Consider the following 25,848-nt stretch of genomic DNA (forward strand, 5'->3'; position numbering starts at 1 on the left):
CATGGTGCTGGCAGACCGTTTGCGGAGGGGAGAGCGGGGACTCCGGGGCATCTTTGTCGGGGCGCCCTCGGTCGATTTGGTGGAAATGGCGGGATTGGGCGGGGCCGATTTTGTGGTATTGGACGCCGAGCATGGGACGGTCTGGCCGGCAGTGCCGGAGCTTTTGCGGGCGGCCGAGGCAGTGCGGGTCCCTGCCTTGGTGCGGGTTTTGAAGGGGCGCACGGACATGATATGGCAAGCGTTGGACTTTGGCGCCGAAGGCGTGTTGGTGCCGGGCATCCGCAGCGTCGACGAGGCCCGCTCAGCACTTCGGGCTGCCCGCTACGCGCCCGAGGGGGAGCGGGGGTTGGCGTTTTCTACGCGGGCGGCCACCTACGGCTACGATGCGGGTCCTGAATTCCTCAAGAAAGCCAATCGTCAAGTCACCGTCTTGCTGCAGGTGGAAACCCGCCAAGCGGTAGAAAACTTGAAGGATATCTTGAAGTTGCCGGGCCTTAACGGAATCTTTGTGGGACCTACCGATCTGTCCGTCGCTTATGGGGAGGAAAGCCGGCAAACGGAGCGGGTTGTCTCCCTCATCGAAGGGATCCGCCAAGAGGCGGAGCAGGCCGGCATCCCTTGGGGGCTTTTCGCGGGCACCGCTGAGAATCATCGGTCATGGCGGAAAAAGGGTAGTTGGTATTGTGCGACAGGCATCGCCAATCTCTTTCGTCCAGCACTTGAGGCCTGGTTAGAGCGGGAGCCGTTGTCATGAGGCGGGTGCTGGTGCCTCAAGCGATTGATCCGGCGGGGATGGAGGTCCTACGCCATCCCGAGGTAATCATCCTAGGACCGCTCAGCAGTCCAGATGAACTCAGCGCGGCGATGCGAGAGGTGGATGCGGTGCTCATCCGTCTATGGCCCATCTCGGGAGAGGCCATTCGCTCTGCGCGCCGACTCAAGGTCATTGCCAAGCATGGCGTCGGGACGGACAATATCGATTTAGAGGCGTGCCGCAAGAGAGGTGTGCACGTAACCATCACCGAGACGGCGAATCGGGGGACGGTCAGCGAATATGTGCTGGGCGCCTTAATTACAGTCGCCCGCCATTGGAAGGCGGCCGAAGAGGCTCTGAAGGCGGGCGATTACGAGGGCCGAATTCGCTACTATGGCACCGAGTGGGCGGGAAAGACCATCGGTGTGGTCGGCTACGGCCGCATTGGTCGTTCGCTCACGCCGCGATTGGTTCATGGGCTTCATGCCCAGGTGCTGGTGTATGATCCCTACGTGCCCCGGGATATTCTCATGGACCACCCCCAAGTTCAATGGGCTGACAGCTTGGACGCATTAGTGAAGGCGGCGGACGCTGTCACCTTGCACACGCCCTTGACGCCAGAAACCTATCGCATGTTTGATGCGGCGCGTTTAGCCAAGATGAAGCCGGGCGCGTTCCTCATTAATGCGGCCCGCGGACCCATTGTTGATCCGGTCGCGTTGGTTGACGCGCTGACATCACACCACCTAGGGGGAGCCGTCTTGGATGTTTTTGATCCGGAGCCGCCTCTGGCCGACAATCCCTTGTGGGAGGCTCCCAACTTGCTGGTGACGCCCCATATTGCCGCCTCTACCCACGAGGCGGTTCAGAGGATGGGCGTAGAGGCGGCCGCCTCCATCATGCAGCACTTTCATCTGCGAGAAGGCTAGGACAGTAGAACCCCCGCAGCACTGTGAAGGGTGCCGCTCGTGTCAAAGGTCAAATCCGCCCATTCGTTTAGCGGAGTCAACCCGAGGGTTGCGGCATCATCCCATAAGGCCTCGCTAATCGCCATATCCTCCAAATGGAGCGTGTCGCGAATGATGAGGACCCGGGTATGAGCTGGATCAGTGCCATTGATGGTGCGTAGAGCAACCTCGATAGCATCCCGATCATTCGCCATCACCATTGGGGTTTTTATGGGATTAAATTCGGTCGATGTTAACGCGTTGGTGTAGGTAGTGGGCCAATCGATGGCATCATAGGCGCGGCGAGAGACACTGTCGGCCAGACCGATTCCATTGGCGTTTCCATGGGTTTCCTCGGTCAAGCTTAATACCACGATTTTTCCGATGGTGGGTCCTGGGTACGCGGCATTGGCGGGGCCGTACCGACCGGTGACATTGGGGTCCATCCCGTCCCCAGAGATGTTTTTGCCCAATTGGGCAACGACGAGGACATCAAGGTGATCAAACGGCAGACGCGCCATCCATTCCCGGGACTTTTGCATGAGAGCGGGCTCTTCCTGCAAAATGGCGTCGGCGGCGACAGCACGAACCAGTGCCGTTTGTTCATGGCCATTTTCGACCAGGGCGATACCGAACGCGACCGGCAGGTGCTCGATGATAAAGGCGGCTACTTCCGGGACGACGTGGTGAAAGTGGTCGAACCCACGTGTGTGCACCGCGGCCGCCCCCCGCTGCTTTCCAAATCCGATAGCCAGCATCTTGGCCAACCCGCTTTCGATAGGACCGTGAAAGGCAGTGTGCGCCTTCACCCGATTGATGGGGATGATGCCATCTAGTTCCAGGGCCGCACGGCTAAAGTAAATGGGCGTGCCGTCGTTCTGCTGGCCGATTTCTTCCGTCTCCATCCGGGCGTCAATACGGGCTCCCATAGAAGCTTCGGTAATTCCGTAGCTTGCCAACACTGCCTTTTGCCCGTCCGGTGTGGCCCCCCCATGGGATCCCATTGTAGGGACAATGACGACGTCGGCCCCACGGGCTCGAATCTCATCGATGGCGGTCTTGGCCACGACGGCTAAATTGGCAATTCCGCGGCTGCCCAATCCGACGGCGTAGGTTTTGCCCGGTGAGATGAGATGCTGGACTCGGGTGATTTCCCGCTGAACCGCTGTGACGATATCGGGTTCCACCGGTCCCGGCAGTACCTGGCGGACGGCGCGGAACCGTGGCCAGTCGATGGGGGGAAAAGGGGATAAATCGAGCATAACGACACTCCTTTCGGCAGAAAAGCCGGCTCAAACCATGTCCTGAGACGGCTTCGTGGGGGAAACTTCATAGGGCACCAAAATAAGGCGGACGCCCCGTTGGCGAATCTCATCCTGCATGTCCTCAGGCATTCGGTCGTCGCTGACAAGGACGTCGATGCTCTCCAAGGGGGCCACGGTAATGAGGGCGGATTGTTGGAACTTAGAGAAATCGGTGACCAGAATCACCTGTCTTGCACGGGCAATCATCGTGCGCTTGACGGCCACGGAATCGACCGAAAAGTTGCTGAGGCCTTCAGCAACGTTGACGACGGCGGCGGACAACACCACTACGTCAGCGTTCAGTTGTTCGAGAAAATCGGTGGTGAAGTGGCCAAGCAAAGAGGCGGTGTCGGTCCGATATTCGCCCGCTGTCACCAAGACCTGCACCCGTTCCTTTTCTCCCAATGCCGCCGCTGCGGGAAGTGAATTGGTAATGGCAGTCAAGGGCAAGTCATTGGGGATGCGACGCGCGACTTCCAATACGGTGGTCCCCGCATCAAAGATAACCACTTGATGGGGTTCCAAAAGCTGGGCGGTTTTAGCGCCGAGCGCCTGCTTGACCATTGGCTGCTCTTTCAGGCGCTCCGCCCAGCCGCGGCCATATTGCAGGTTCGGCCGGATTATAGCCCCTCCGCTGGTGCGGATGACTAGATTGCGTTCCTCCAACGCTTGCAAATCGCGATAGATGGTCATGGGCGACACGTTGAAGCGCTCAGCCAATTCCTTAACCGATATTTGCGTTTCACGAAGAAGCATATCGACAATGTCATCTTGCCGCATCAAAACGTCTCCTCGTCGATGTGATCATCTTAAGCTTCGGCCGGCGCGGACTCCTCGCCGAGTCCGAGATAGGCATTTTGGACCCGCTGATTTTGGCGCAGGCGGTCAACCGTGTCGTGGATCGTGATGGCTCCTGTTTCCATTACATAGGCCCGACGGCTTACAGAAAAGGCCATAGGAGCGTTTTGTTCCACCAACAGGATGGCCGTTCCTTGCCGCCCTATTTCGGCGATGGTGCGAAAAAGCTGCTTGACGATGATGGGCGCCAAACCTAATGAGGGTTCATCCAGCAATAGCACTTTGGGATTGGACATTAACCCCCGGGCCACCGCCACCATTTGTTGCTGCCCGCCGGACAGCGCCCAGGCGGGTCGATCCAGGTGCTGCTCAAGAACGGGAAACATGGCCAACACGCGTTCCACTTCAGAAGCTAGTTGGGAGCGCTTCAGTTTTCGTATCGTGGCCCCTAAATAGAGATTTTCGCGGACGGTCAGCCCTGGGAAAAGGCGGCGACCCTCGGGGACGTGTGCAACCCCAAGGGATACGATGTACTCCGGCGGCCGGCCAGAAATCCGTTCGCCGTCAAGGAATACATCGCCGCGGCTAGGACGTAAGAGGCCGGAGATAACGCGCAAAGTGGTGGTTTTGCCCGCACCGTTCGCCCCAAGGAGGGCGACGATCTCCGTTCCGTCCACCGTGAGTGAGACGTTGCGCAGGGCCTGGGCGCGTCCGTAAAAAGCGGCCAGATTCTTAACTTCCAGCTTCGGCATGCTCCTCCTCCTTGTCCTGTCCCAAAAAGGCTTCCAGCACCAGTGGATCCTTGAGAACCTCCTCTACGCTGCCTTGGGCAATTTTCCGCCCGAAGTTCAAAACCGTTAGGCGGTCGGCTAACTTGGTGACCAAGGCCATATCGTGCTCAATCAACAAGATAGTGGTGCCTTGGCTTTTCAGCCGATTCAGCACGGCTAGAAGATTGGCCGTTTCCGTATCATTGAGTCCCGCCGCTGGCTCGTCAAGAAGCAAAACGGTGGGTTCGGCGACCAATGCGCGGGCCAACTCCACCAATCGCTGCTGGCCGTGGGCAAGACTGACCGCTGGCCGAAGGGCTAGTTCGCTGAGACCTACAAAGTTGAGGGCTTCCATGGCCCGTATTTCAAAGTCCCGTTGCTCGCGGCGCGATGCCGGCGAGCCAAGCATGTTGCCAAGAAACGTGGCTCTTCGATGCCGATGCAAGCCTAGCATAACATTTTCAAGGGCTGTCATCTCTTTGCATAGTCGGATATTTTGAAAAGTACGAGCAATGCCGCGGGCTGTGATGCGGTCTGCCGGGAGGCCATTAATGCGGGATTCTTGCAGCATTACCGTACCACTCGAAAGAGGATAGACCCCGGAAATAAGGTTTAGCACGGTGGTCTTCCCCGATCCGTTAGGACCCACCAGGGCATGGGCTTCTTGGCCCAGAACGGTAAGATTCATGTCGTCCACCGCTTTCAACCCACCGAACGATTTGGACACTCCTTCCAGCGTGAGCACTGGAGCGCCGGCAGTTACCAGATTGGGACGGGGTGTGGACCCGCTCTTCAGGCTAGGCAAGGTGGGCGCGACGATGCGTTGCCACAACCGCTCCACCGTCGACCATATTCCTCCGGGGAGGAGAACGACAACCACAAGCACAATCAGTGCATAGACGACCAGGTAGATGTTTTGTAGAAATCGCAAAAACTCCGGTAAAAGTGTCAGCACTACGGTTCCGAGAATCGTGCCAGCGGCCGATCCCGCACCGCCCACTACTGTCATGGCTAAGAAAGTGACAGATTGGGTGAAGTTGAAAGTCGACGGGCTGATATACATGGCGGCGCTGGCGTATAGCCCTCCCCCTAGTCCGGCGATGGCGGCCCCGACAGTAAAGGCAACCGCCTTGCCCAAAAACGCGTTTACCCCCATGACGCGGGCCGCTAGTTCGTTCTCCCGAATGCCTCTTAAAGCACGGCCCCACGTGAATCGGCGGAGCACGTGGACACCGGATGCGACCAGCATCAAAATGACGATTACCAAGTATAGGAATGGTTTGTCATCAAGCATAGAGATTCCAAAAAAGTGCGGTCGTACAATGCCTGTTATGCCGTTGGGACCGCCTGTTACCGGTATCCAATTGTTAAGCACCAGACTAATGAGGACCTGAAAGCCGATGGTGACCATGGCCAGATAGTGGCCGGCCATTTTGAGAGTGGAAAGGCCGATAATCAGGCCGAAAATGGCGGTCAGCGCAATTCCCGCGATGAGTCCCATCCACAGCGAATGGGTATGCAGTGACACGATCGCCGTGGCATAGGCTCCGATACCGAAGAACGCCGCCTGTCCCAGAGAGATTTGTCCCGTGTATCCCAAAATGACCGTTAGTCCCAAGTTGGCTAAGGCCCAAGTAGCAGCCTCGAGGGCGAGATTGAGATAATACGGGTTTTGGCCGAGAAGTTGCGGAACCAATAACCCGAATACAATTACGGCCACCCACGGGATATAACGGAGTATTTTCACCGTTAGCTGAACCTCCTTTCTACGCCTTTTCTGCGGTTTTCTCACCGAATATGCCCTGGGGTCTTAAGAACAAGAATAGGATTAGGAGGATAAATGCATAGGCGTCCTTATAGGGGGTAGAGATGTAGGCAGCACCCAAGGTTTCCACCACGCCAATGCAGAGTCCTCCAATGATGGCCCCCACGGTGTTCCCGAAACCGCCGATAATCGAGGCGGCGAATGCCTTTAGCGCGATGCTGGTGCCCATGCTGGGCGACACATAGAAAATCGGCCCAACCAAGATGCCGGCTGCACCACCAAGAATCGAGGCGTAGACAAAGGTCAGCGCAATCATGACCGCGACGGGGATGCCCAAAAGCCGGGCAGTCTCTTTGTCTTGAGCTGTGGCTTCCATTTTCTTTCCTAAAAGGCTGCGGTCCAACACCAGATACTGGAACGCCACAAACACTGCGGTAACGCCTAAAATGGCCAGATACTGAACGGAGACCACGAGACTCCCGATGTTGATGGTCTGGGCGGAAAACAGGGATGGAAGGCTACTCGGTGTGGCACCGAAGAGATCCTGGGCAAGATTTTGCAATAAGATAGAGGCGGCAATTGTGGAAATGATAACAGGGAGAAAGGATTGGTTGCGAAGCGGATAATAGACTCCAAGTTCGAAAAAGATGCCGAATACGGCCATTCCTGCTAAAGCCAACAAAAAGGCGATAATCATGTTCAGGTGCAGATCAACCAGGGTGACGGTCATCATATAAGCACCCACCATCGCAATCTGCCCTTGAGCAAAGTTAACCACGTTAGCAGCCCGGTAAATGAGCACAAAGCCTAAGGCTACCAGCGCATAGATGGCACCGATGCCTAGGCCACTAATCATGAGTTGTAGAAAATTAGCCATTCCTGTCCTCCCTCATGCGCTAGAGGGGGGAGGTGTGAGCTCCCCCGCAATCCTTCGGCTGTTTGGCTCACGGATTGTAAAAGTTGAAGACGTGAACCACGGTGGGTGTCGCACCTTTGAACTTCACAACGGTGTATCCATGGAGGCCGTCGCCGTGGGAGTCAAAGTTGTAGACCCCCTCAGAGCCGGGGAAGTTGCGCACCTGAAGCAACCCCTTGCGAATGGCGGAATGGTTGGTTCCGCTCTTTTTCACCACTGCTGTAAGAACGCGCACAGCATCCCATGTATAGGACGAGTAGATGTCGGGTTTGACCCCGGGATACGCTTTCTCCAAAGCCTTGCCAAAGGTCACTGAGGTTGGATTCTGTCCATAAGCGTAGTCGGTGGTGCCGTAATCCCCGTTGAGGCTTGAGCCTAGCAATTTAATCACGGTGTTTGAGGTAATGGACGAGGAACCCATGATGGTAGCGTTAAGCCCGAATTCCTTCACTTGTTTCAAGAAGATGGCAAGGTCAGATCCGTAGGTGAAATAGGTGGCGATGGCTTGAGGGTGGGCACTCTTGAGGGCGGTGACAATCGAGGTATAGTCGGTGGAATGGTTGGTGTAGCCCTCATCTTTGACCACCTGACCGCCGTAATGGGCAATCCATTTCTTCAGGTAAGTGTCACCCCCGGTGCCAAAGGCGTCGGTGGAGTGGACAATGGCGATTTTGGTCAACCCCAGCTTCTTGATTAAGTAATACGCCATGGTTCGCGCCGAGTAGCTGTCGTTAGGACGAAACCGGAAAATCCATGGGTCGTTTTCGTGGGTCAGTTGGGGATCTGTGCCCCCGATCAGCACTGGGATCCCCGACTGCTCGATCATGGGATTGATGGCCTGGACCTCCGTAGATCGAATTGGGCCGATGATGGCCAAGAGGTGGGGATACTGGGAGACTAACTTTTCGAACGCATTCACGGTTCCACTATTGGTGGTTTGATCATCTTCCACGATGAGCTTTAGGGGATGGCCATCGATACCGCCTTTGGCATTTATCTCCTGAATGGCGAGTTTCGCGCCGTCCACCTTTAGTTGTCCCGACGAAGCTCCCGAACCCGTCAACGCACTTACCATGCCAATTTCATAAGGCGCACTTCCGGAAGCGCTGCTCGAGCCGCCCCCACTGGCTGGGGAGCCGCAGGCTGCAGCGATGCACCCAACGGCACTGAGCAAGGTGATGGCAGCAAAGGATTTCTTTTGGTTCATGACATACCTCCTGCAGGGTTCATCTCAAGAGTTAGCATTTCACACGATCTATGTGATTGTTCAACACATAATCACAGAGTCCTCCCTGGATATGGCAAAAATGGAAAAATTAAATTCTAGCCAGTATCTTTTGAGATACAATGGAATCAGGAAAAAAGCAGGAAATCGCGGTATCGATAGCAAAATTAGAGATTGTTGCGTTTTATCAGATGACACGAGCAAGAAGAGGGCCGGAACAGCGCGAGGAGGTCTGGGATGAAAATCCGGAACATTCGAACCATCCCCCTTCGTTATCGTGGGGAACATTTGGACAAGGATGCGCTGGCGATGAAAATGGGTGCCGAGCATCCCATGGATGTGCTGATTGTGGAGGTGGAGAGCGACGACGGCCGCGTGGGGCGGGGAGAGTGCTACGCCTACGGCGCCCTTTCGTCGGTCTCGACCATCATCCAAGAGCTGCTGGCCCCGCTGGTGCTTGGCCGCGACCCACGGGCCACGACTGCGCTCTGGGAGCGAATGTATCAAGTCAACTTTCGTCTGGGCAGGCGGGGACTGTTAATGTGCGCGCTCAGCGGAGTGGACACCGCCTGTTGGGATTTGGCGGCCCAGGATGCGGGCGTTCCTCTATGGAAGTTCCTTGGTGGGGAGCGGGAGGTTATGCCGGCTTACGTGACTGGGGGGTATTATCGCCCGGGCAAGGGGCTCGAGGAGCTTCGTGAGGAGGTCCGTCAAGTCGTAACCCGCGGATTTCGCGGAATGAAGCTGAAAATTGGCGGAATTGACCGCGCCGACGATGTGCGTCGCCTGGAAGTGGTTCGCGAAGAGGGCGGCGACGGATTCTTCCTTGGGGTCGATGCCAACAATGCCCTGACCTACCCTGAAGCGTTGTGGTGGGGGCGGCAGTTGGAAGCGCTGGGGGTTGACTTCTTTGAGGAACCGATTCCCACGGATCAGCCGGCGCTCTCGGCTCGACTTGCTCGGGATCTCGACGTGGCCATTGCCGGATACGAGACGGAAACAAGTCTCTATGGCATGCGAGACCTCATCGTGGCAGGTGCCGTCGATATTGTGCAGGCCGACTGCATCTGGGCTGGCGGGATTACCGAGGTGCGGCGCATCGCTGATTTGGGGCGCGCATTCGGCCTCCCCTTTATCCCGCACTACTCTGCAGGGGCGTTGGCCTTGGTCGCCAACTTGCACCTCGCGGCGGCCACGCCCGGAGCCGCTTGGCAGGAACTCCATCTTCGCACCAATCCCCTAAGGGACGAGTTGCTAACCGAGCCGCTTAAGGTGGTTGACGGTCAATTGCGGCTGCCCTCAGGTCCGGGACTCGGGGTCACATTGAATCCTGATACCATTGAAAAGTATCGGGTGGATTAACGGCGAGGCCAAATCCGAACACCTTTGAAATGCCCTGAAGGAGGGATTTGATGCGTTGGGGAACGATTAGGCTGGAGGATGGGACGCCGTCGGCCGCCTTATGTCAAGACGGCAAGGTAGTGTCGGTTGTGGGGTTGAACGCGATTTCGCATCGCTCCTTTCCGACGGAGTTGGAGGCAATCATTACGGCGGATGTTGCCGGGGCAATCATAAGTGAAGCCGTCAAGAGCGATGCGTTCCTCCGGATAGGAATCGAGGAGAATGCAGTTCATGTCTTAGCCCCCCTGACCAAACCCGAGCGGATTGTGGGTATCGGCCTCAACTATGGTGCCCACGCACACGACTTGGATGAAAAAGTCCCAGAGGAGCCGGCAACCTTTCTGAAGCCCCAAGCCAGCATTATAGGTCCCGGCGATGTTATTCGCATTCCGCGTGTTTCGAAGCGCACGACTGCCGAGGCGGAGGTAGCGCTGGTCTTCTCCAGGTCATGCAAGGATGTCTCAAGCGATCGTTGGCAGCAAGTGGTGTTTGGAATGGTGCCAGTTCTGGACATGACCACCGAGGATATCTTGCGGAGAAACCCGCGCTTTCTCACGCGGTCCAAAGGCTATGACAGCTTCTTTTCCTTCGGCCCATGGATCGCCACGTTAGACGAGTTTACGCGCCTTGACACGATCCGGGTGCAGACCGTGGTTAACGGCGAGATTCGAGCCGAAAATCAGGTGTCGGGCATGACTTACGGGCTCGCGGAATTAGTGGAATTTATCACCACCGGGTCCACCATTGGCGCAAGCGCCATTTTGTCCACGGGAACACCGGGTGCGGCGCCCATCGCAGCCGGAGATGTCGTGGAGGCTCGGGTCGAGGGTTTTCCCGCGTTGCTCAACCCGGTGGAGGATGCCTTGTAAGGGAGACGGTGGGATCGTAAAGGGGAGGGATAGGATGCGATGTTAAAGTTCGATGCCAACCTTACCATGCTGTATGGCGAGGTGCCGTTTCTCGATCGGTTTGATCGCGCGCGGCGCTCGGGATTTCGCGCCGTGGAGTTCCTGTTTCCCTATGATTACGCGGTCGAGGATGTGGCCAAAGCCCAACGGGACGCGGGTGTTGAGGTGGTTCTGATGAATTCTCCGGCCGGCAATTGGTCGCACGGCGAACGCGGAGTCGCCGGGTTGCCCGGCCGGGAGCAGGAGTTCCGTGAGGGATTTGAGGCAGCGATGGCCTATGCCGCCGCACTTGGCTGCCGTCAGATTAATTGCTTGGCCGGCATTATCCCCCCGGAGGTGGAGCTTCAGGCGGTGGAGTCGGTGATGGTTGAGAACATCCGCCATGTGGCTGATTGGGCTCAACGGCTTGGCGCTAAGATTTTGATTGAACCCATCAACACCCGCGATATCGCAGGGTTTGCCATTACCACCACGTCTCAGGCTCACCGGCTTCTTGAAGCCATTGGGGCGGATAATGTGGCCATCCAATACGATGTCTATCACGCCCAGCGCATGCAGGGAGAACTCACGGAAACCTTCCGGACCTTTCAGCCATGGATTGCCCATCTGCAAATCGCCGACAATCCCGGCAGGCACGAGCCAGGGACAGGGGAGATTAACTATCCATTTCTCTTTCGGGAAATTGAACGAGCGGGATATCAGGGCTATATCGGACTCGAATACAACCCTTCGGCAGGAACCGAGCAGAGCCTCGATTGGATGCGGGCTTTAAATATGGGAGGTAGACGATGACAGAGCGGATTGGATTCATCGGCCTTGGGGTAATGGGAAAGCCCATGGCAATGAATCTCTTAAAGGACGGATGGACTCTCTACGTGCATAACCGTACGCGAAGCCGCGCTGAAGAACTGGCCGAGCGTGGGGCGACGATCATGGACTCCCCGCGTCAGGTAGCGGAGGCGAGTGACATCATCATCACCATGGTGCCTGACACCCCCGATGCGGAGGCGGTCTATTTCGGCCCCGACGGCGTGTTAACGGGCGCCCGCCCGGGTCATTTGTACATCGATATGAGCACGGTCACTCCCGCCTTTGCCCGGCGTTTGGCGGAGGCAGCCGGACGTCAGGGGGGTGACGCCTTGGATGCCCCTGTATCCGGCGGCGACGTGGGAGCGCGCGAAGGGACGCTATCCATTATGGTGGGCGGTTCTGAAGCTGCATTTAGCCGTGCCATGCCGATCTTCCGCACGCTCGGAAAAAATATTGTGCGCATGGGGGAGGCGGGGGCCGGGCAAATCACCAAAGCGTGCAATCAGGTGGTGGTGGCTTTGACCATTGAAGCCGTTGCCGAAGGACTCACATTGGCTGAGCGCGCCGGTATCGACCCCGCGCGAGTCCGACAAGCGCTGGCGGGTGGTTTGGCGGACAGCCGAATTCTTGGGCTGCATGGCCAACGCATGTTGGAGCAGCGCTTTCAACCCGGATTCCGGGTGCGGCTCCATCAGAAGGATTTAGGCATCGCGTTGGATGCCGCCGACAGCGTGGGTCTCGCATTGCCGCACACAGCCCTGGCGCGGGAACATATGAAGCAACTGGTGCGCCAAGGCCATGGCGACTTGGACCACTCCGCGCTCATTCTCAGTTTGACGGCTGACACTGACGCATCTGAGTGATTCGTCGCTATAACGAGACTCCGGCGTCAACGACCACAACTTGCCCGGTCATGCTGGTGGTTTCCACCAAGGCGATGACTTGGTTGGCGACATCGTCCAGGGTGGGAATGGTGTGAAGCGGCGAGTTCTTGAGAAAGGAAGCAATGGTGGCAGGGTTGTGACCTCGGCTCCAACGGGTATCCAAGAGGCCGGGTGCGACGCTGTTGACCAGAATTTCTGGAGCTAGAGCCTTGGCGAGAACGCGGGTCATATGAATGACGCTAGCCTTCGAGGCGCAATAAGGGAGGCTGGATCCTTGAGCACGCAGGCCGGCAACGGACGAGATGGTGACGATTCGACCGCCGCCGCGCATTTTCATCTGGGCGGCGGCGCGGCGGGCGGTAAGCCACGTACCCTTCACATTGACATCGAAGACATGCTCCCAGTCCTCTTCACTGACGCCGTCCAAATCACCGAAGTCCCGAAAGACGGTGGTGCCGGCGTTGGCAATAAGAATGTCGACGCCGCCGCTTTGCTCGGCAATGGTCTCAAACATTCTATTCACATCGGCTGATTGACTCACATCGGCCTGCACAGTAAACGCCGTTCCGCCCGCCGTGCGGATGGACTCAGCGGTGTCCTCGGCATCTTGGGCGGAACGACTATAGTTCACCCAAACGATGGCGCCCCGTTGGGCCAAAGATTCCGACATGACCCGCCCAAGACCTGTACCACCGCCGGTTACCAGGGCAACTTTTTGGGAAATATCCATGGGATCCTCCTTAATTTGGAATGTTTGGAAGGAATTCCAGTTTAGTGTAACACGAACTGATGATGGGAACTGATGAATCCTCAACGCATCCGAGAAAGGAGTAGTGGTTATGCGGATCGGATGGATTGGCGCGGGAGCGATGGGCTTCCCCATGGTTCAGGCACTGTTGGACAAAGGATGGACAGTCAAAGTCTATGATGTGAAACCGGAACCTATCCATGCCTTGGCCCGTGAGGGGGCGATTGGACTCAACACCGTTAACGGGGAATTTGCCGATGTGCAAGCGCTTGGCCTCATGGTGCAGAACTTTTCCCAGTGCCGAGATGTCTTGCTTAATCAAGGAGTGATCGAGCAATTACGGCCAGGAACGCTGCTCGCAGTGTTCAGCACCATTGGTCCGGCCGCGGCCGAAACAGTCGCATCGTGGGCGGAGCCGCAAAAGGTGCGGGTCTTGGATGCGCCTGTCAGCGGGGGCCCCCGACGTGCCCGAGGGCATCTGTCCATGATGTACAGCGGGGCGCCCGAGACCATCGAGCAGGCCCAGCCGCTCATGGAGGCGCTGGCGGACACCAGATATCATGTAGGTGACCGTGTTGGGCAAGGGCAGGCGGTGAAGACAATTAACCAACTCTTGGCTGGCGTTCACATTGCGGTTTCTGCTGAGGCGTTGACACTCGCGGAGAAAATGGGAATGAACCCGGAATTGGTGTTGGATGTTGTGTCTCAAAGCGCGGGAAGCTCCTGGATGTTTAAGGATCGGGCCCCGCGCATGCTCCACCGTGACTATCAGCCTCCCAAGAGCGCGCTGGCCATTTTTGTGAAGGATTTAGGCATCGTTCAGGAGGCCGCTCAATCCGTGGGCATGCCGCTCATCTTGGCATCGTCGGCCTTTCAACTGTTTCAAAGCGGAGCGAGCCGGGGGATGGCGCATCTGGATGACTCCTCTGTGGTTGACGTATACCGCAGCCTGGCCGGTCTGGAATAGCTCAAAATGGGCAAAGGAGAACCGGGGCAGGCCCGGGTCCTCCTTTGCGAGGTGTTTTACGAGACGGTAGTGGCGGGAGTTTCGCGGGTGACGGGCCCACGGGTTCTTAACGTGAAGAGCAGTCCCCCAGCAACCAAAAGGGCGATGGTGAGAAACACCAGGCCGGCGAAGGTGGTGCCGGTGGCGGTGATAAGGGCGCCGACCACATAGGGGCCGAAGAAACCGCCGAGATTGCCGATGCCGTTGATGAGACCGTTGGTGGGACCCAAGGCGTCCTCGGCGACGATGAGCGGCGGCAACGTCCAAAAGACGCCCACATACGGCAGCATGAATCCCTCGGTGAGAATCAAGAAAATAACCGAGAGGAAGATTATCTGCGTCGTGAGCGCCGAGAGAATCAACATGATGCCTCCAAAGATCAGCGGCAAGGCGGTTTGGGCCCGACGCTCCAGGGTGCGGTCGGAGTGATTGGCGTTAATCCACATGAAGATCACGGCTGCCACATAGGGGAGCGCCGTCAGCAGCCCGGTGGCTGTAAAACCAGTCTTGGTCACATCCTTAATGACGGTCGGGAGCCACAGGCTAAAGCCGTAAAATCCCACTTGCACAAGGAAGTAGACCGCCACCAGCAGCCAAATCCGGCCATTGGAGAAGGCGGCCCGCCAGTTGTTGGCTGAGGGTTGGTATCGGCTGGTGTCTTCGGCGAACTTGGCGCGAAGATAGTCACGTTCCTCGGGGGAAATGAATTTTGCCGTTTCGGGGGAGTCATCCACCGTCCACCACCAAATGGCGGCCCAGATAAAAGGCGGGATGCCTTCGAAAATAAATAGGTAGCGCCAACTCATGTGGGCGACGATGGCTCCTGAAATGGGGGCCATGATGATGGCTGCGACCGGCAGACAAAACATCCAGTACATGTTGGCCCGAGCGCGTTCTTCGATCGGAAACCAACGGGCCAACAAAATGAGCGTGGCGGGCCACACGCCGCCTTCTGCGACACCGAGCAGGAAGCGGACGATGAGCAATTCGGCTTCATTGGATACGAGCCCCGTCAGGATGGCAAAAACGCCCCAGACCAAGAGCGCATAGAACACAAACTTCTTGGCGCTGATACGGCTGGCGAACCAGCCTCCCGGCACTTGCAGGAACAGATAACCGAAGAAAAATATGCCACCGGCCAGGCCGGCAATAGCGGCGGAAATGTGCAGACTTTTCTCCATCCCGCTAAATCCGAATCCGACGTTGATGCGGTCCATATAGGCGATGGTGTACATCAAGAATGCGATCGGTACGATGCGGCGCCAACGGACTCGCGGGACTGCGGCTGCTTCCATGCACGACACCTCCTCAGGTTTTAAAGGACTGTTCGCTGCGGATTGTGATAATTCCTCCTAATCAAGCAATTTATATGTGAAAAATCACCACAAAAATGATAAAAAGTTGCGCGAACGAAGGCGCAGGGCGACAACGCCTAAGGATCACCGGGCAGAGCTTTGAAGAAAAAGTTGTCCGATATATACTGACATCCCTGAATTTAGCGTATAATGGAATCGTTTTCGGAAATCGGTTTCGGGGGGATTTGGGTGGAAAACCGGAAAGTTACCATTGCCGACGTCGCCAAGAGAGCCAAGGTGTCACCGGCTAGCGTGTCACGGTACCTCAATGGTGTGGAAGGCAACTTGTCCCCCGACACGGCCGACCGAATAAGGCAGGCCATTGACGAGATGGGCTACCAACCTAACGCTTGGGCGCGGTCTCTGAAAACCCGGCGGAGCGGACTCTTGGCTGTTGTCGCCGCTGATCTGTCCAATTCCTACGTCCCGTCCGTATTAGACGGGATTGATAGCGCCGCGAACGACGCGGGGTACAGTCTTATTATCGGCAACGCCAAAAATGATCAGTCTCGGGAAGCGATGCTGCTCGAGCGACTCCATCAGCAACGTATAGAAGGCCTGGTGCTGCAGTCGACAGCGGAGCACAGCAGCGGTCCTTTGCGGTCCCTGATGGAGTCCGGCATTCCCATTATGCTCATTGACCGTTCGGTTGATGGGCAGTCCGATCTCGATCTGGTGGCGCTCGACAATAGAGGCGCCATCAGCATGGCCCTGGGACATTTGCGGGCTCAGGGGTTTAGCCAAATTATCTACGTGACCGACCCTCCCGATATGGCCAGTTCGCGGCGTGAGCGCGAACTAGCGGTGATGGCCAGCCGATCCTCCTGGGCGGCGGTGCGTGTGGTCGTGCGCCGCGATGCGACTCCCGCAGCGTTAGTTGAGGCCATTGGCGATTTGCTCACCGATTCAGAAAGAACTGCCGTGCTGTGCAGTAACGCGGTCGCAACGCTTTATGCGCTGGATGCCATACAAGCGGGAGGATGGGCGGTCCCGGGGGAGCTGGGACTGATGATGGTTGACAACCCGGATTGGGCCCCCTATGTGCTGGGCGGCATTACTAGCGTGGCTCAGCCGACCCATGACCTGGGACGGCAGGCGGCCATGCGGCTTCTCCATCGGATCCGTCACCCTGCGATTCCCCCCATGGAGATGCGGCTGCCAGGACAATTGATTGTGAGGAAGTCTACCCAATAAAGAGAGGAGCGTGCGTTTCTGATGGATACGACGGGGGCCCGACAGCGTTGGGCTCGTTTAATACCCATAATTTTCATCGTGTACAGTCTCGCTTACGTGGATCGGGCGAATTTCGGCTTTGGGGCGGCAGCGGGTCTCGCGAAAACACTGCACATTACCGCTGGGGCAACGGCGCTGTTAAGCTCGTTGTTCTTTTTGGGGTATTTCTTCTTTCAAATTCCCGGAGCCCACTATGCCGAGAAACGAAGTGCCAAGCGCATCGTGTTCTGGGGCATGATTCTTTGGGGGGTGCTGGCGTCGTTGACCGGGGTGCTCACCAATGTGGGGATGCTCATGGTCGACCGCTTATTGCTGGGAGTGGTGGAGAGTGTCCTGTTCCCATCTTTATTGGTTTTTAACATCCACTGGTTTTTGAAGCCGGAACGGGCCCGCGCCAATACATTTTTAATCCTGGGCAATCCCGTGACCGTATTGTGGATGTCGGTAGTTTCTGGGTTTCTCATCGCCGCCATCGGTTGGCAATGGATGTTTATTCTTGAGGGGATTCCCTCCATTGTCATGGCGTTTATCTGGTGGGGATTGATTAAGGACCACCCTAGCGACGCCACTTGGCTCGATGCACGCCAACAGGAATCCTTTAGCCGGGAGTTGGCCGCTGAGCAACAGGAATTTCGGGAAAAGCCCAATTACTGGAAGGCTTTGCGCTCTCGCGATGTGGTGTTATTGGCGGGTCAGTATTTCTTCTGGAGCATCGGCGTATATGGATTTGTTCTATGGCTGCCCTCCATTGTCAAGGCGGCATCCGGTTTGGGGATTGGGGAGACGGGGCTTATCAGCGCCATCCCGTATTTGCTGGCCATTGTTCTGATGGTGGTGGCTTCTTATTTGTCCGACAAGCGGTTGAACCGTAAAATCTTCGTGTGGCCTTCGCTTTTGTTGGCAGGGATTGCGTTATATGCGTCCTTCTCCATCGGCGTGCAACAGTTCGTTCCCGCGATGATTCTTTTGGTTATTGCCGGCGGCCTGATGTACGCGCCCTACGGTCCGTTCTTTGCCATCATTCCTGACATTGTCCCTCGATCAGCGTCTGGTGAATCGATGGCCATGATTAACAGTATGGGGGCGCTTGGCTCGTTCGTGGGTTCCTATTTTGTCGGCTATCTGGGGGCGTCTACAGGGGGCCCGACAGACGGGTTCTTGTTTATGTCCCTCAGTCTTGTGATTTCCGCCATTTTGACGGCGTTGGTGCGCACCAAAGGGCATCGCCAGGCAGCCAAGCAACCCGGCCAGGTTGTATAGCATCTAGCATATTATGGGAAGGACGTTGTCCGTGTATTATTGCAATGCCGTAGAACCGCTGTTTGGATTTGAACAGGTCGACACGTGCTTCGCCCACTGGGTGGTGGGACCGCCGAAGGAGTCTGAGCTCCGCCGATTTCACGGGATGGTTGCAAGTCCCAATTTTCCGCTCTCGGCCGAGCGGCTCCGAAGCATGGCTGAGCTCCGGGTGGTCTCGGCGTATGGTGTGGGATACGATTATATTGATGTCGCAGTCGCTTCGGAATTGGGCATTTTGGTGACCAATACGCCGGACGCGGTCACCAATGCGACAGCAGAACTCGGTTTGACGCTGGTGCTGGCGGTCTGTCGAAACGTCCTTGGCCACGATGCCCAAATGCGCCGGACCCACCGACCTGGGCAACCCAATCCCACGTTTGCGCAGGCTCGCATGACCCACGACTTTTCCAGCCAAACCGTCGGCATTATCGGTTACGGGCGCATCGGCCAGCGGTTGGGGAGACTGCTCGAAGCCATCGGTTTTGCCACCCTGTATACCAGAAAGCATGGACCGCTCGAAGGGCACCGAGGATACCGAGACATGGACGATTTATTGGCTGAATCTGATGTGGTGGTGGTGGCCACGCCGTTGACATCTGATACGTTTCACTTGATTGATCAAATAGCCTTGCGACGCATGAAGCCTGAGGCTGCGCTGGTCAATATCGGGCGAGGCGCATGTGTTGACGAGAGTGCCCTGATCGAGGCATTGGATGCCGGCCGGCTGGCGGGAGCAGCCTTAGACGTTTTCGAACATGAGCCCCGCGTGAGCGAGAGACTCGTGGCCCTGCCGCAGGTCATCCTATCCCCGCACGTGGGTACGTTGACACAAGAGACTCGGATGCTCATGACACGCCAAGCGATAGACAACGTGAAGGCAGGGTTGGAGGGCCGCGCGCAAAACGCTGTGAACGCCGCCGCTTGGACCCGCAATCGACGCTGATGGAAGAAGACCCGGCCAGTCTTCCGCTCTCGCCGTCCTGTGCCAGCGAGAGCGGAGGATTGGCTGTGTGGATTCGGGAGTGCTTGAAGAGCCGGGGCCATTACGTTTTGGGTTTGGTCAACGGCACTCCATCGCGGCAGAGCGGACAGCATTCTGGCGTCCACATCGCCACCGGCTCTTGAAGGGCGAAGACTGGGCGATAGGGGACAGGCCAAGAGATCGTCGATCCCCGATGAACAAGGGCCCCGATGGCAACCACGACGCCCCCTTGGGTTTCGACGGCACGCATGACCTTTTGTATAGAACTCCCGGTGGCGACCGCATCTTCGATTACAATCACCGGCTCGCCCGATTCTAGAGAATTGGGTGGGAGCGCCATGCGGCCGTCGGCGGTCTTTTCGGCAATCAAGACCCGTCGGTGCGATTGCGCGGCGGTCGCGTAGGCAGGAATGATGCCTCCTAACGCGGCTCCTACCAGTGTTTTGGCAGGATAGGGGTGCAGAAGCTGGGCCAGGGCTTCGGCCCATCGGTCCATGCGTTCAGGATATTCCCCCAAACGGGCCATGAGAAAGAATCGGGGACTATGATAGCCGGTGGTGAGAAGAAAGTGTCCACGCAAGTCGGCTCCCGTTTCCGTTAAATCGGCTTCGAAGACCGTGTTGTCACGATTCATATTCAGGCCCTCCCTTTTCTTCAACCCAGCGGCGGAGCACATACTCTGCCAGAACTAAATCCTCCGATTCAATACCTTGGGAGACGAAGATGGAAATGGCGTTCGGGTCCGTTCGCGAAGGCTGCAACGCTAATGGTGTGACCCGCGACCATTGCTCCTCGGCCAAGCCTAACAGCAGGTCACCCGATTCAATCCGAGCACCCTCGATGTGATCGGTGGCGATGGCGGAGGCCCGGGCAAAGGTTTCCGAGTCGACCTCGGCATGCTCGGGGTGATTGGATCCGACGGCATTAAGGTGGACGCCGGGCTTGAGCCAGGCTCCGTGAATGACTGGCGTCCGTGCCGTTGTCGCCGTCACGATGAGGTCGGCCTGTCTTGCATAGGGCTCCACATTGTCAACGGAATTGATTGCAATCGCTTGGGGCAGGTGGCTTTGTATTCGGTGGACAAAGTGCTCGCGATTCGCGGCATTGCGGGAGTAGACCCAGATTTGCTCTATACGACGAACGCGACTCAACGCTAAAGCCTGCGTCTCTGCTTGAAATCCGGTTCCCACTAGCAGCAGGGTGGCTGCGTCTTTGCGGGCCATGATGTCGGTCGCCACCGCGGACATCGCTCCGGTACGCAATTGCCCGAGTCGGTTGGCATCAAACATGCCTAAGAGTGCACCGGTTCGGCTGTTCCATAAGAAGAGCTTAAAGGATCCGCGGCGGGCACCGGTCGTATAGAGTTTGGCCGAGAACAAATGCGATGCCCGATCCACCGAGGCCATGGTCGCCAAGTACATGTCGCCGTCCTCAAGGCGGCGCCGGGGAAGCACCTCTATCTGGTTCCGGCGCGTTCGGTGCAACAGATCGCGCATGGCTTCGATAGCCACGTCCATGGAAATTATGCGGTCAATTTGCGCCTCATTCAGTTGCAACATGGGAGTCCCCTCCTTGGAACTGGCGGTGTATGGCCCGAACGGCGTGATAATAGGCGTCGAGCGCGATACGCACGTCGTCGTGGCCAATGAACTCTGCGCCATTGTGGGAAATCCCGCTGGGATTTCGGACGAACAGCATGGCGGTAGGCAGATGACGCGACAATGGGAGGCTGTCATGGCTGGGCCAACTAAGAATGGGCTGATGGGGTATGCCAGCTTCAGTCAAGGTTTGCGACAGGAGGGCGACTAATCGAGAGTCGAGCGCCCCCGGCTCTTCGCCGCTAATCTGTCCGAGACTCGCCTGAACGCCGCGCCGTTCGCTGATGTTCTTGAGTACCTCATTCAAATCGGAGCGGTACTGCTTTAAGAGCCTCCCCGACTGGACGCGCACATCAATGGTGGCGCGGCACTCGCCGGCAATCACGTTGGGGGCGCCCGGGCTGGCTGATATCTGCGTGATGGTGGTACGCAGCCCCGCATCTTCCCGTTCTTGGCTCATGCGCTCCACGGCCGCAATCACTTCAGCCATGGCCGCCAAGGCATCATGCCGCCGCGCCATGGGGGTACCCGCCGAATGATTGGCCTGGCCTGTGAGGCTTACCTGCCACCGTTGCGGTGCGGCGATGGCGGTCACCACTCCCATGGGGACGCCCGCCTCGTAAAGCTCCGTGCCTTGCTCAATGTGGAGCTCCAGCGCGGCGAGAATCTGATAGTCATGAAGCTGTAAAGTGGGCTTTTTCGGATAGCCATAGGTGGAAGCTACCACATCTGCCAAGCGCCGCCCCCTGCCGTCGGTCGTATCCCAGTAGTGGGGGCGGTCTTCGCCAACGGCGAGACGGCTTCCGAAGGTGCTGATGCCAAAGCGGCTCGACTCCTCCGAGGACCAGTCGACGAGGAGCAGGCCGGGGGATTCGGTCCAATGAGCAGCGACCACGGTGGCCGCTAGCACGCCTAGAATACCGTCAAAGTGGCCGCCCTGGGGGACGGTATCCGTATGCGAGCTTAACAGCACGTACGGAGGGGAACCCGAGATTCCGACGAGGTTGCCCACTCCGTCGATGTCCGTTTTGAGACCCATTTGGTTCCAGATGTCGCGCAGCCATCGGCGTGACGCATGGTCGCTGTACGTAAACGCCACCCGGTTGGCGGCTTCAGACCCGGGTGATTCGGTGAACTCGCGCAACTCTCGCCAGAGTTTCTCAAATAGGGGGAAGTAGTCTTCCATGTGCTTTTCCTCCTTGTTAGGCAGGCTTCGCGATGCCAATGATGTCTGCGATTTGGGCGATGCCTTGATCGGCGAGATACCGGTCGAGGCCGTTAATGATGTCCATCATGGCGGCCGGATGGGCAAAGGTGGCGGTGCCGACTTGAACGGCCGATGCCCCCGCCATGAGATACATCAATGCGTCATCCACGGTGCGAATGCCGCCGCATCCGATGACGGGGACACTGGTGTGCTGGGCGATATCCCACACCATAGATAAGCCAATAGGCAAAATGGCAGGACCCGACAGGCCGCCGGTAAAATGGCCCAAAATGGCCTTCTGACGCTCAATATTGATGGCCATCGCACGAATCGTATTAATCGCCACAACGGCGTCAGCTCCCGCATCATGAGCGATGGCGGCCATGGGGGCGATGGTGGTGACATTGGGAGAGAGCTTGGCCCAAAGCGGCTTGACGGTGGCGGCCCGGGCCGCTTGAACGGCATCTCGCAAGAGAATCGGGTCTTGCGCCGGCATGAGATGGGTCTTGAGGTTGGGGCAGGAAAGATTAAGCTCAATGGCTACGACTTCCGGCCAACGGCTGCAAGCTTGCGTCAGCTGGGCATATTCGTCGGGTGAATAACCAGCCACGCTGATGACCAAGGGGCACGGCACTCCGCCATACACGGACCGGAACTTGTCTTGAAATGCCGCCAACCCGGGGGACGGGATGCCGATAGAGTTGATCAGTCCAGCCGGCGTTTCGGCCAGACGTGATGGGGGGTTGCCGGGCTGCGGATGAAGCGTAATACTTTTTGGGATTAATGCGCCGAGTCGCGCGACATCGACAGGCGTGCGCACATCGGGATGATAGTCGAAGGTTCCGGACGCAGGCATGACGGGATTGGGAAGGGGCAGTCCCGCGACATGGCAGGCAAGCCGGTTAGCCACCTTAAAGCACCTCCTCCAATGGCAGGGCGGGACCATCCAGACAAATGAGCCGACCGTGGTTCCCGATGGCGCACCCCTTGCAATAGCCAACGCCGCAGGCCATCTTCTCCTCGACAAAGGATTGCGCCCTAAATCCAAATTGAGCCGCCAACATCAGGACGTGCTGCGCCAGGCGGCCGGATCCCGCCACTATCGCCATCGCCGGTATGAACCCGCCCTCGAGATCGCGCGCCAATTGCTCCGTGACCAGCGTGTGGGGGCCGTCCAATTCGGCAACATGCGTGGCCAAGGGACCAAGCTCCACAAAGCGTCGCTCTTCCAGCAGCAATGGGCGGGTCCGCGCGGAAAGATAAGAACGGACGGGAATTCCTAGTTGGACTGCCGCCTCGGCAATGGGAAGTAGTGGCGTAATCCCAACGCCGCGCCCTATTAGGGCAAGGGGGCCGTGCTGGGGAACCAACGGTGTGCCCAAAGGGCCAATGAGACGAAGCCGCGATCCGGGTCCTAGGCGGCTTAACCGTTCGGTGCCGGGACCGACGACGCGATAGTAGATAGCCAAGACGGCTCGCTCAGTGTCGAACCGAATGGGCGCCATGGCCCGGGGTAGCAAAGGATGCACATCCCACCCGGACAACATGACAAATTGGCCCGGCTGGCTGGCTGGCGCAATGTTTGGAGCCCGGACTTCCAAAAAAAAGACGTCCCGGTCCACCCGACAGTTGTTCAGGACAGTTCCCTCATCCTCGGTCCACGGGCTCATACAAAATCCCTCGTTTCGAAATATGGAACTATGTTTCGATTTATACGTTAATTTTACGATAAAATCAAGAGAGCAAGACTCGGTCAAGCTGTTTTTTCAGAGAAGTCGGAAAGGATGGGGATGAGTTGGACAAGTCGGTTGCGAAGTTGGTGAAAGTGATGGAGGCGGTGGCAAGCCATGGCGACCGCGGGGCAGGCACCACCGAAATCGCCAGGCAAATAGATTGGCCTAAAGGGACAGCGTCCCGTGTCCTGACCTCGTTGGAGGAATATGGGCTTTTGGAGCGGGACGTGGTCTCTAAAGCGTATCGCATCGGGCCGCAAGTGTTGAAATGGGCCTCGGCGTTGGTGAGCCCTGGAGCCCGCCAGCATGCCGTTCGCGCGCGCATGGCGGAATTCGCTGGCTCGGCTCATCTCTGTGTGTATTTATGCGAGCTGATTGGTACTCAGATTGTCTGTACCGATGTCGCCTATCCGCCCTTGTCCAATCGTTATTTTGCCAGGGTGGGGGCGGTAATGCCGCTTAATGCTGCGGCAGCCGCCAAGGTCATTGGAGCTTTTTTGCCCTCCGATCAGTTGGAGGAACTTATCGCTAAATGTCCTTTTGACCGTCTCACGGACAAGACGCTGACCGATCCGGCGGCCTTGCGCCGCGATTTAGAGCAGGTGCAGGGGCGCCGGTATGCCACGTGCTATGAAGAGATGGAACCGGGGGTGGCCGCCTTTTCCGTGCCGGTCATGCTGGACGGGTCGGGTGCCAGTCTGTCGGTGGTGGGATCGGCTCGCGACTTTAAGAAAAACCAGTCCAGCATCCTTCAGTCCCTCAGGGAATTGGCCGTGGAGATAGAGGCTTTCTCGCTGGTGCCCGGGGGCCATCGGTAAACGCGCAAAACAAAAATTTCAGAATCATATTGACACCATCTGCCCGCCTCCCGTAGTCTTAAATCACATCGCAGGAAGTGCAACTGAGTTTCAAATAATGAAACAAGGAGGGAGTCTCATGGAGGCGGGCGTATCGGCTCCCGTGACCCAGGAGGCCAAGTCGCTGCAGACGCGAAGCGTCTGGGCGGCGGTTCTAGGCTACGCCATGGACGGGTTGGATCAGCAGGTTATCTCCTATACGTTGCCGGCGATCATGACCACGTTCGCATTGTCCACCGCGCGGGGCGGCGTCATTGCGTCGGTGTCTCTCTGGGGCACGTGGCTTGGCGCCTATTTGTTCGGGTTCTTGGCCGACTATTTAGGACGCGTCAAGACATTCACCTATTCCATCCTGCTCTATGCCTTTGCGACCGGCGTCTCAGCCCTGTCTCCCAATTTCGGCACTTTTGCCGCTCTGCGCTTTTTAGTGGGCATTGGTATTGGCGGCGAGTTCGGCATTGGCATGGCGCTGGTTATGGAAACTTGGCCCCGTCATCTGCGCGCTCGGGGTGGTTCCTATGTGGCGGTGGGATTTAACATCGGCACGCTTTTGGCATCGGTAGTAACGCTGATTGTTCTGCCGCACTTCGGCTGGCGCGGCGTGATGGTGGTGGGCGTGCTACCCGCAATTATCGCTTTTGTGTATCGCCGTCGATTGAAGGATCCGGCCATGCATCAGCAAGTTCGTCGGGAGAAGCAGAAGTTCCCTTTGGCTTATCTATTCAGTTCGGCGGATCGAACCCGAGCGACCATTGGTCTTTGGTTTATGACCGCTGTTCAGAACTTTGGCTACTACGGCATTATGGTGTGGATGCCGTCCGCGCTGGAAAAACAAAAGCACTTCTCGTTGGCGGGCACCACGCTCTGGGTTCTTTTGACCACAGCCGGAATGGTGGGCGGCATTTTGTTGTTCGGGTGGGCTTGCGATAAAATCGGCCGCAAACCCTCCTATATTGTGCTTTTCCTGGCGACGGCGCTGGTCATTCCCTTGTACTTTTCGCTGGGCAACCCCACGGTGCTGCTCTTGGGCGGCGCGATTCTGGGGGTTTTTGTGAATGGCGGGATGGGGGGCTACGGGGCTATCTTGGGTGAACACTTTCCGACCGAGGCGCGGGCAACGGCTGAGAATTTCATCTTCGGCTCGGGCCGCGGCATTGGCGGAGGATTCGGCCCCCTGCTCATTGGCCTGTTGGCGTCCAGCCGCAGTATCACGTCGGCACTAGGGCTTCTGTTCATCGTCTATCCCATCGCCGCCTTGGTGGTCATTTTTACTGTGAAAGAATTGAAGGGAAAGCCACTTGTCACAGAAACTGTGGAGTCCTAACGGGGGCATCCGAAACGCATCGGA

25 protein-coding genes are annotated in these 25,848 nt (G+C 57.5%); 12 read left to right on the plus strand and 13 right to left on the minus strand.

Translation table 11 applies throughout. The annotated features are described in order from the left end of the window. Nucleotide 1: 1 nt before the first annotated feature. A complete protein-coding gene (locus tag HIJ39_RS03315) occupies nucleotides 2-754 on the plus strand; it encodes an HpcH/HpaI aldolase family protein (RefSeq protein WP_169096684.1) in 753 nt (250 codons plus the stop codon). Further along, nucleotides 751-1,683, plus strand: a complete 933-nt coding sequence (locus HIJ39_RS03320) for a hydroxyacid dehydrogenase (RefSeq protein ID WP_169096686.1) — start codon at nucleotides 751-753, stop codon at nucleotides 1,681-1,683. Before HIJ39_RS03315 ends, HIJ39_RS03320 begins: the two co-directional genes overlap by 4 nt. Here the strand turns inward: HIJ39_RS03320 and HIJ39_RS03325 are convergent. From HIJ39_RS03325 to HIJ39_RS03350, 6 genes are all read right to left on the minus strand, one after another. After that, nucleotides 1,680-2,963 carry a nickel pincer cofactor-dependent isomerase, group 22 gene (locus HIJ39_RS03325; protein ID WP_169096688.1) on the minus strand — a complete coding sequence of 428 codons (1,284 nt, stop codon included), beginning with the start codon at nucleotides 2,961-2,963 and terminating at the stop codon, nucleotides 1,680-1,682. The two genes, HIJ39_RS03320 and HIJ39_RS03325, sit on opposite strands and share 4 nt — an antisense overlap. A 30-nt stretch (nucleotides 2,964-2,993) precedes the next feature. Then, nucleotides 2,994-3,785, minus strand: coding sequence for a DeoR/GlpR family DNA-binding transcription regulator (locus HIJ39_RS03330; protein ID WP_169096690.1), 792 nt, complete (start codon nucleotides 3,783-3,785; stop codon nucleotides 2,994-2,996). A gap of 29 nt (nucleotides 3,786-3,814) precedes the next feature. After that, on the minus strand, nucleotides 3,815-4,555 hold the full coding sequence (locus HIJ39_RS03335; protein ID WP_169096692.1) for an ABC transporter ATP-binding protein: 741 nt from the start codon (nucleotides 4,553-4,555) through the stop codon (nucleotides 3,815-3,817). After that, nucleotides 4,536-6,320, minus strand: coding sequence for an ABC transporter permease subunit (locus HIJ39_RS03340; RefSeq protein ID WP_169096694.1), 1,785 nt, complete (start codon nucleotides 6,318-6,320; stop codon nucleotides 4,536-4,538). Before HIJ39_RS03340 ends, HIJ39_RS03335 begins: the two co-directional genes overlap by 20 nt. A gap of 19 nt (nucleotides 6,321-6,339) precedes the next feature. Next, on the minus strand, nucleotides 6,340-7,215 hold the full coding sequence (locus HIJ39_RS03345; RefSeq protein ID WP_169096696.1) for a branched-chain amino acid ABC transporter permease: 876 nt from the start codon (nucleotides 7,213-7,215) through the stop codon (nucleotides 6,340-6,342). Nucleotides 7,216-7,282: 67 nt separating this feature from the next. Then, the gene (locus HIJ39_RS03350) at nucleotides 7,283-8,461 is read right to left on the minus strand and encodes an ABC transporter substrate-binding protein (RefSeq protein WP_169096698.1); all 1,179 of its coding nucleotides are present in this window, start codon (nucleotides 8,459-8,461) and stop codon (nucleotides 7,283-7,285) included. 255 nt (nucleotides 8,462-8,716) lie between these two features. Here HIJ39_RS03350 and HIJ39_RS03355 point away from each other — a divergent pair, with 255 nt between their 5' ends. From HIJ39_RS03355 to HIJ39_RS03370, 4 genes are read left to right on the plus strand one after another with little or no spacing between them, the layout of a single operon-like run. Continuing rightward, on the plus strand, nucleotides 8,717-9,841 hold the full coding sequence (locus tag HIJ39_RS03355) for a mandelate racemase/muconate lactonizing enzyme family protein (RefSeq protein ID WP_169096700.1): 1,125 nt from the start codon (nucleotides 8,717-8,719) through the stop codon (nucleotides 9,839-9,841). A gap of 50 nt (nucleotides 9,842-9,891) precedes the next feature. Further along, on the plus strand, nucleotides 9,892-10,749 hold the full coding sequence (locus HIJ39_RS03360) for a fumarylacetoacetate hydrolase family protein (RefSeq protein WP_169096702.1): 858 nt from the start codon (nucleotides 9,892-9,894) through the stop codon (nucleotides 10,747-10,749). A gap of 39 nt (nucleotides 10,750-10,788) precedes the next feature. Then, on the plus strand, nucleotides 10,789-11,580 hold the full coding sequence (gene otnI, locus HIJ39_RS03365; RefSeq protein ID WP_169096704.1) for a 2-oxo-tetronate isomerase: 792 nt from the start codon (nucleotides 10,789-10,791) through the stop codon (nucleotides 11,578-11,580). Next, nucleotides 11,577-12,461: a 2-hydroxy-3-oxopropionate reductase gene (locus HIJ39_RS03370; protein ID WP_169096706.1), complete on the plus strand. Its 885-nt coding sequence runs from the start codon at nucleotides 11,577-11,579 to the stop codon at nucleotides 12,459-12,461. Before otnI ends, HIJ39_RS03370 begins: the two co-directional genes overlap by 4 nt. A gap of 7 nt (nucleotides 12,462-12,468) precedes the next feature. Here HIJ39_RS03370 and HIJ39_RS03375 read toward each other — a convergent pair whose 3' ends face one another. Further along, nucleotides 12,469-13,212, minus strand: coding sequence for an SDR family NAD(P)-dependent oxidoreductase (locus HIJ39_RS03375; RefSeq protein WP_169096708.1), 744 nt, complete (start codon nucleotides 13,210-13,212; stop codon nucleotides 12,469-12,471). A gap of 109 nt (nucleotides 13,213-13,321) precedes the next feature. Between HIJ39_RS03375 and HIJ39_RS03380 the strand changes: the two genes are divergently transcribed. Further along, complete coding sequence (locus tag HIJ39_RS03380) at nucleotides 13,322-14,197, plus strand: NAD(P)-dependent oxidoreductase (protein ID WP_169096710.1); 876 nt, start codon at nucleotides 13,322-13,324, stop codon at nucleotides 14,195-14,197. Between the two features lie 56 nt (nucleotides 14,198-14,253). Here the strand turns inward: HIJ39_RS03380 and HIJ39_RS03385 are convergent, their stop codons facing one another. Further along, nucleotides 14,254-15,531 (minus strand): MFS transporter, encoded by a 1,278-nt coding sequence (locus tag HIJ39_RS03385; protein WP_169096712.1) that lies wholly within the window; start codon nucleotides 15,529-15,531, stop codon nucleotides 14,254-14,256. 249 nt (nucleotides 15,532-15,780) lie between these two features. Here HIJ39_RS03385 and HIJ39_RS03390 point away from each other — a divergent pair, with 249 nt between their 5' ends. Genes HIJ39_RS03390 through HIJ39_RS03400 form a run of 3 tightly spaced genes read left to right on the plus strand, consistent with a single transcriptional unit; the run spans nucleotide 15,781 to nucleotide 19,066 of the window. Further along, nucleotides 15,781-16,785 carry a substrate-binding domain-containing protein gene (locus HIJ39_RS03390; protein WP_169096714.1) on the plus strand — a complete coding sequence of 335 codons (1,005 nt, stop codon included), beginning with the start codon at nucleotides 15,781-15,783 and terminating at the stop codon, nucleotides 16,783-16,785. Nucleotides 16,786-16,806: 21 nt separating this feature from the next. Then, nucleotides 16,807-18,084, plus strand: coding sequence for an MFS transporter (locus HIJ39_RS03395; protein ID WP_169096716.1), 1,278 nt, complete (start codon nucleotides 16,807-16,809; stop codon nucleotides 18,082-18,084). 31 nt (nucleotides 18,085-18,115) lie between these two features. Beyond that, nucleotides 18,116-19,066 carry an NAD(P)-dependent oxidoreductase gene (locus HIJ39_RS03400; RefSeq protein ID WP_169096718.1) on the plus strand — a complete coding sequence of 317 codons (951 nt, stop codon included), beginning with the start codon at nucleotides 18,116-18,118 and terminating at the stop codon, nucleotides 19,064-19,066. Between the two features lie 100 nt (nucleotides 19,067-19,166). On the opposite strand, the gene HIJ39_RS03405 is transcribed toward HIJ39_RS03400, so the two are convergent. From HIJ39_RS03405 to HIJ39_RS03425, 5 genes are read right to left on the minus strand one after another with little or no spacing between them, the layout of a single operon-like run. Beyond that, entirely contained in the window at nucleotides 19,167-19,739 is a 573-nt protein-coding gene (locus HIJ39_RS03405; protein ID WP_169096720.1) for a phosphoribosyltransferase family protein, read from the minus strand. Continuing rightward, the gene (locus HIJ39_RS03410; protein WP_169096722.1) at nucleotides 19,729-20,664 is read right to left on the minus strand and encodes an ornithine cyclodeaminase family protein; all 936 of its coding nucleotides are present in this window, start codon (nucleotides 20,662-20,664) and stop codon (nucleotides 19,729-19,731) included. The genes HIJ39_RS03405 and HIJ39_RS03410 overlap by 11 nt, the downstream gene beginning before the upstream one ends. Further along, nucleotides 20,648-21,889: a hydantoinase/carbamoylase family amidase gene (locus tag HIJ39_RS03415; RefSeq protein WP_169096724.1), complete on the minus strand. Its 1,242-nt coding sequence runs from the start codon at nucleotides 21,887-21,889 to the stop codon at nucleotides 20,648-20,650. The genes HIJ39_RS03410 and HIJ39_RS03415 overlap by 17 nt, the downstream gene beginning before the upstream one ends. A gap of 16 nt (nucleotides 21,890-21,905) precedes the next feature. Continuing rightward, nucleotides 21,906-22,820, minus strand: coding sequence for a dihydroorotate dehydrogenase (locus HIJ39_RS03420; RefSeq protein WP_169096726.1), 915 nt, complete (start codon nucleotides 22,818-22,820; stop codon nucleotides 21,906-21,908). A gap of 1 nt (nucleotide 22,821) precedes the next feature. Then, nucleotides 22,822-23,580 carry an iron-sulfur cluster-binding protein gene (locus tag HIJ39_RS03425; RefSeq protein ID WP_169096728.1) on the minus strand — a complete coding sequence of 253 codons (759 nt, stop codon included), beginning with the start codon at nucleotides 23,578-23,580 and terminating at the stop codon, nucleotides 22,822-22,824. A gap of 125 nt (nucleotides 23,581-23,705) precedes the next feature. Here HIJ39_RS03425 and HIJ39_RS03430 point away from each other — a divergent pair, with 125 nt between their 5' ends. Both HIJ39_RS03430 and HIJ39_RS03435 read left to right on the plus strand, forming a co-directional pair. Continuing rightward, entirely contained in the window at nucleotides 23,706-24,461 is a 756-nt protein-coding gene (locus HIJ39_RS03430) for an IclR family transcriptional regulator (protein WP_169096730.1), read from the plus strand. A gap of 118 nt (nucleotides 24,462-24,579) precedes the next feature. Next, complete coding sequence (locus tag HIJ39_RS03435; protein ID WP_169096732.1) at nucleotides 24,580-25,824, plus strand: MFS transporter; 1,245 nt, start codon at nucleotides 24,580-24,582, stop codon at nucleotides 25,822-25,824. The last annotated feature ends 24 nt before the right edge of the window (nucleotides 25,825-25,848 follow it).

It is taken from the genome of Sulfobacillus harzensis (assembly GCF_012933365.1).
Taxonomy (GTDB): Bacteria; Bacillota; Sulfobacillia; order Sulfobacillales; family Sulfobacillaceae; genus Sulfobacillus_B; species Sulfobacillus_B harzensis.

Coding starts and splice junctions, on each gene's coding strand:
- HIJ39_RS03380 (WP_169096710.1), top strand. CDS start 13,322: ATGCGGATCGGATGGATTGGCGCGGGAGCGATGGGCTTCCCCATGGTT.
- HIJ39_RS03415 (WP_169096724.1), bottom strand. CDS start 21,889: ATGGAAGACTACTTCCCCCTATTTGAGAAACTCTGGCGAGAGTTGCGC.
- HIJ39_RS03350 (WP_169096698.1), bottom strand. CDS start 8,461: ATGAACCAAAAGAAATCCTTTGCTGCCATCACCTTGCTCAGTGCCGTT.
- HIJ39_RS03410 (WP_169096722.1), bottom strand. CDS start 20,664: ATGTTGCAACTGAATGAGGCGCAAATTGACCGCATAATTTCCATGGAC.
- otnI (WP_169096704.1), top strand. CDS start 10,789: ATGTTAAAGTTCGATGCCAACCTTACCATGCTGTATGGCGAGGTGCCG.
- HIJ39_RS03315 (WP_169096684.1), top strand. CDS start 2: ATGGTGCTGGCAGACCGTTTGCGGAGGGGAGAGCGGGGACTCCGGGGC.
- HIJ39_RS03385 (WP_169096712.1), bottom strand. CDS start 15,531: ATGGAAGCAGCCGCAGTCCCGCGAGTCCGTTGGCGCCGCATCGTACCG.
- HIJ39_RS03330 (WP_169096690.1), bottom strand. CDS start 3,785: ATGCGGCAAGATGACATTGTCGATATGCTTCTTCGTGAAACGCAAATA.
- HIJ39_RS03325 (WP_169096688.1), bottom strand. CDS start 2,963: ATGCTCGATTTATCCCCTTTTCCCCCCATCGACTGGCCACGGTTCCGC.
- HIJ39_RS03360 (WP_169096702.1), top strand. CDS start 9,892: ATGCGTTGGGGAACGATTAGGCTGGAGGATGGGACGCCGTCGGCCGCC.
- HIJ39_RS03435 (WP_169096732.1), top strand. CDS start 24,580: ATGGAGGCGGGCGTATCGGCTCCCGTGACCCAGGAGGCCAAGTCGCTG.
- HIJ39_RS03370 (WP_169096706.1), top strand. CDS start 11,577: ATGACAGAGCGGATTGGATTCATCGGCCTTGGGGTAATGGGAAAGCCC.
- HIJ39_RS03405 (WP_169096720.1), bottom strand. CDS start 19,739: ATGAATCGTGACAACACGGTCTTCGAAGCCGATTTAACGGAAACGGGA.
- HIJ39_RS03375 (WP_169096708.1), bottom strand. CDS start 13,212: ATGGATATTTCCCAAAAAGTTGCCCTGGTAACCGGCGGTGGTACAGGT.
- HIJ39_RS03335 (WP_169096692.1), bottom strand. CDS start 4,555: ATGCCGAAGCTGGAAGTTAAGAATCTGGCCGCTTTTTACGGACGCGCC.
- HIJ39_RS03425 (WP_169096728.1), bottom strand. CDS start 23,580: ATGAGCCCGTGGACCGAGGATGAGGGAACTGTCCTGAACAACTGTCGG.
- HIJ39_RS03395 (WP_169096716.1), top strand. CDS start 16,807: ATGGATACGACGGGGGCCCGACAGCGTTGGGCTCGTTTAATACCCATA.
- HIJ39_RS03320 (WP_169096686.1), top strand. CDS start 751: ATGAGGCGGGTGCTGGTGCCTCAAGCGATTGATCCGGCGGGGATGGAG.
- HIJ39_RS03345 (WP_169096696.1), bottom strand. CDS start 7,215: ATGGCTAATTTTCTACAACTCATGATTAGTGGCCTAGGCATCGGTGCC.
- HIJ39_RS03355 (WP_169096700.1), top strand. CDS start 8,717: ATGAAAATCCGGAACATTCGAACCATCCCCCTTCGTTATCGTGGGGAA.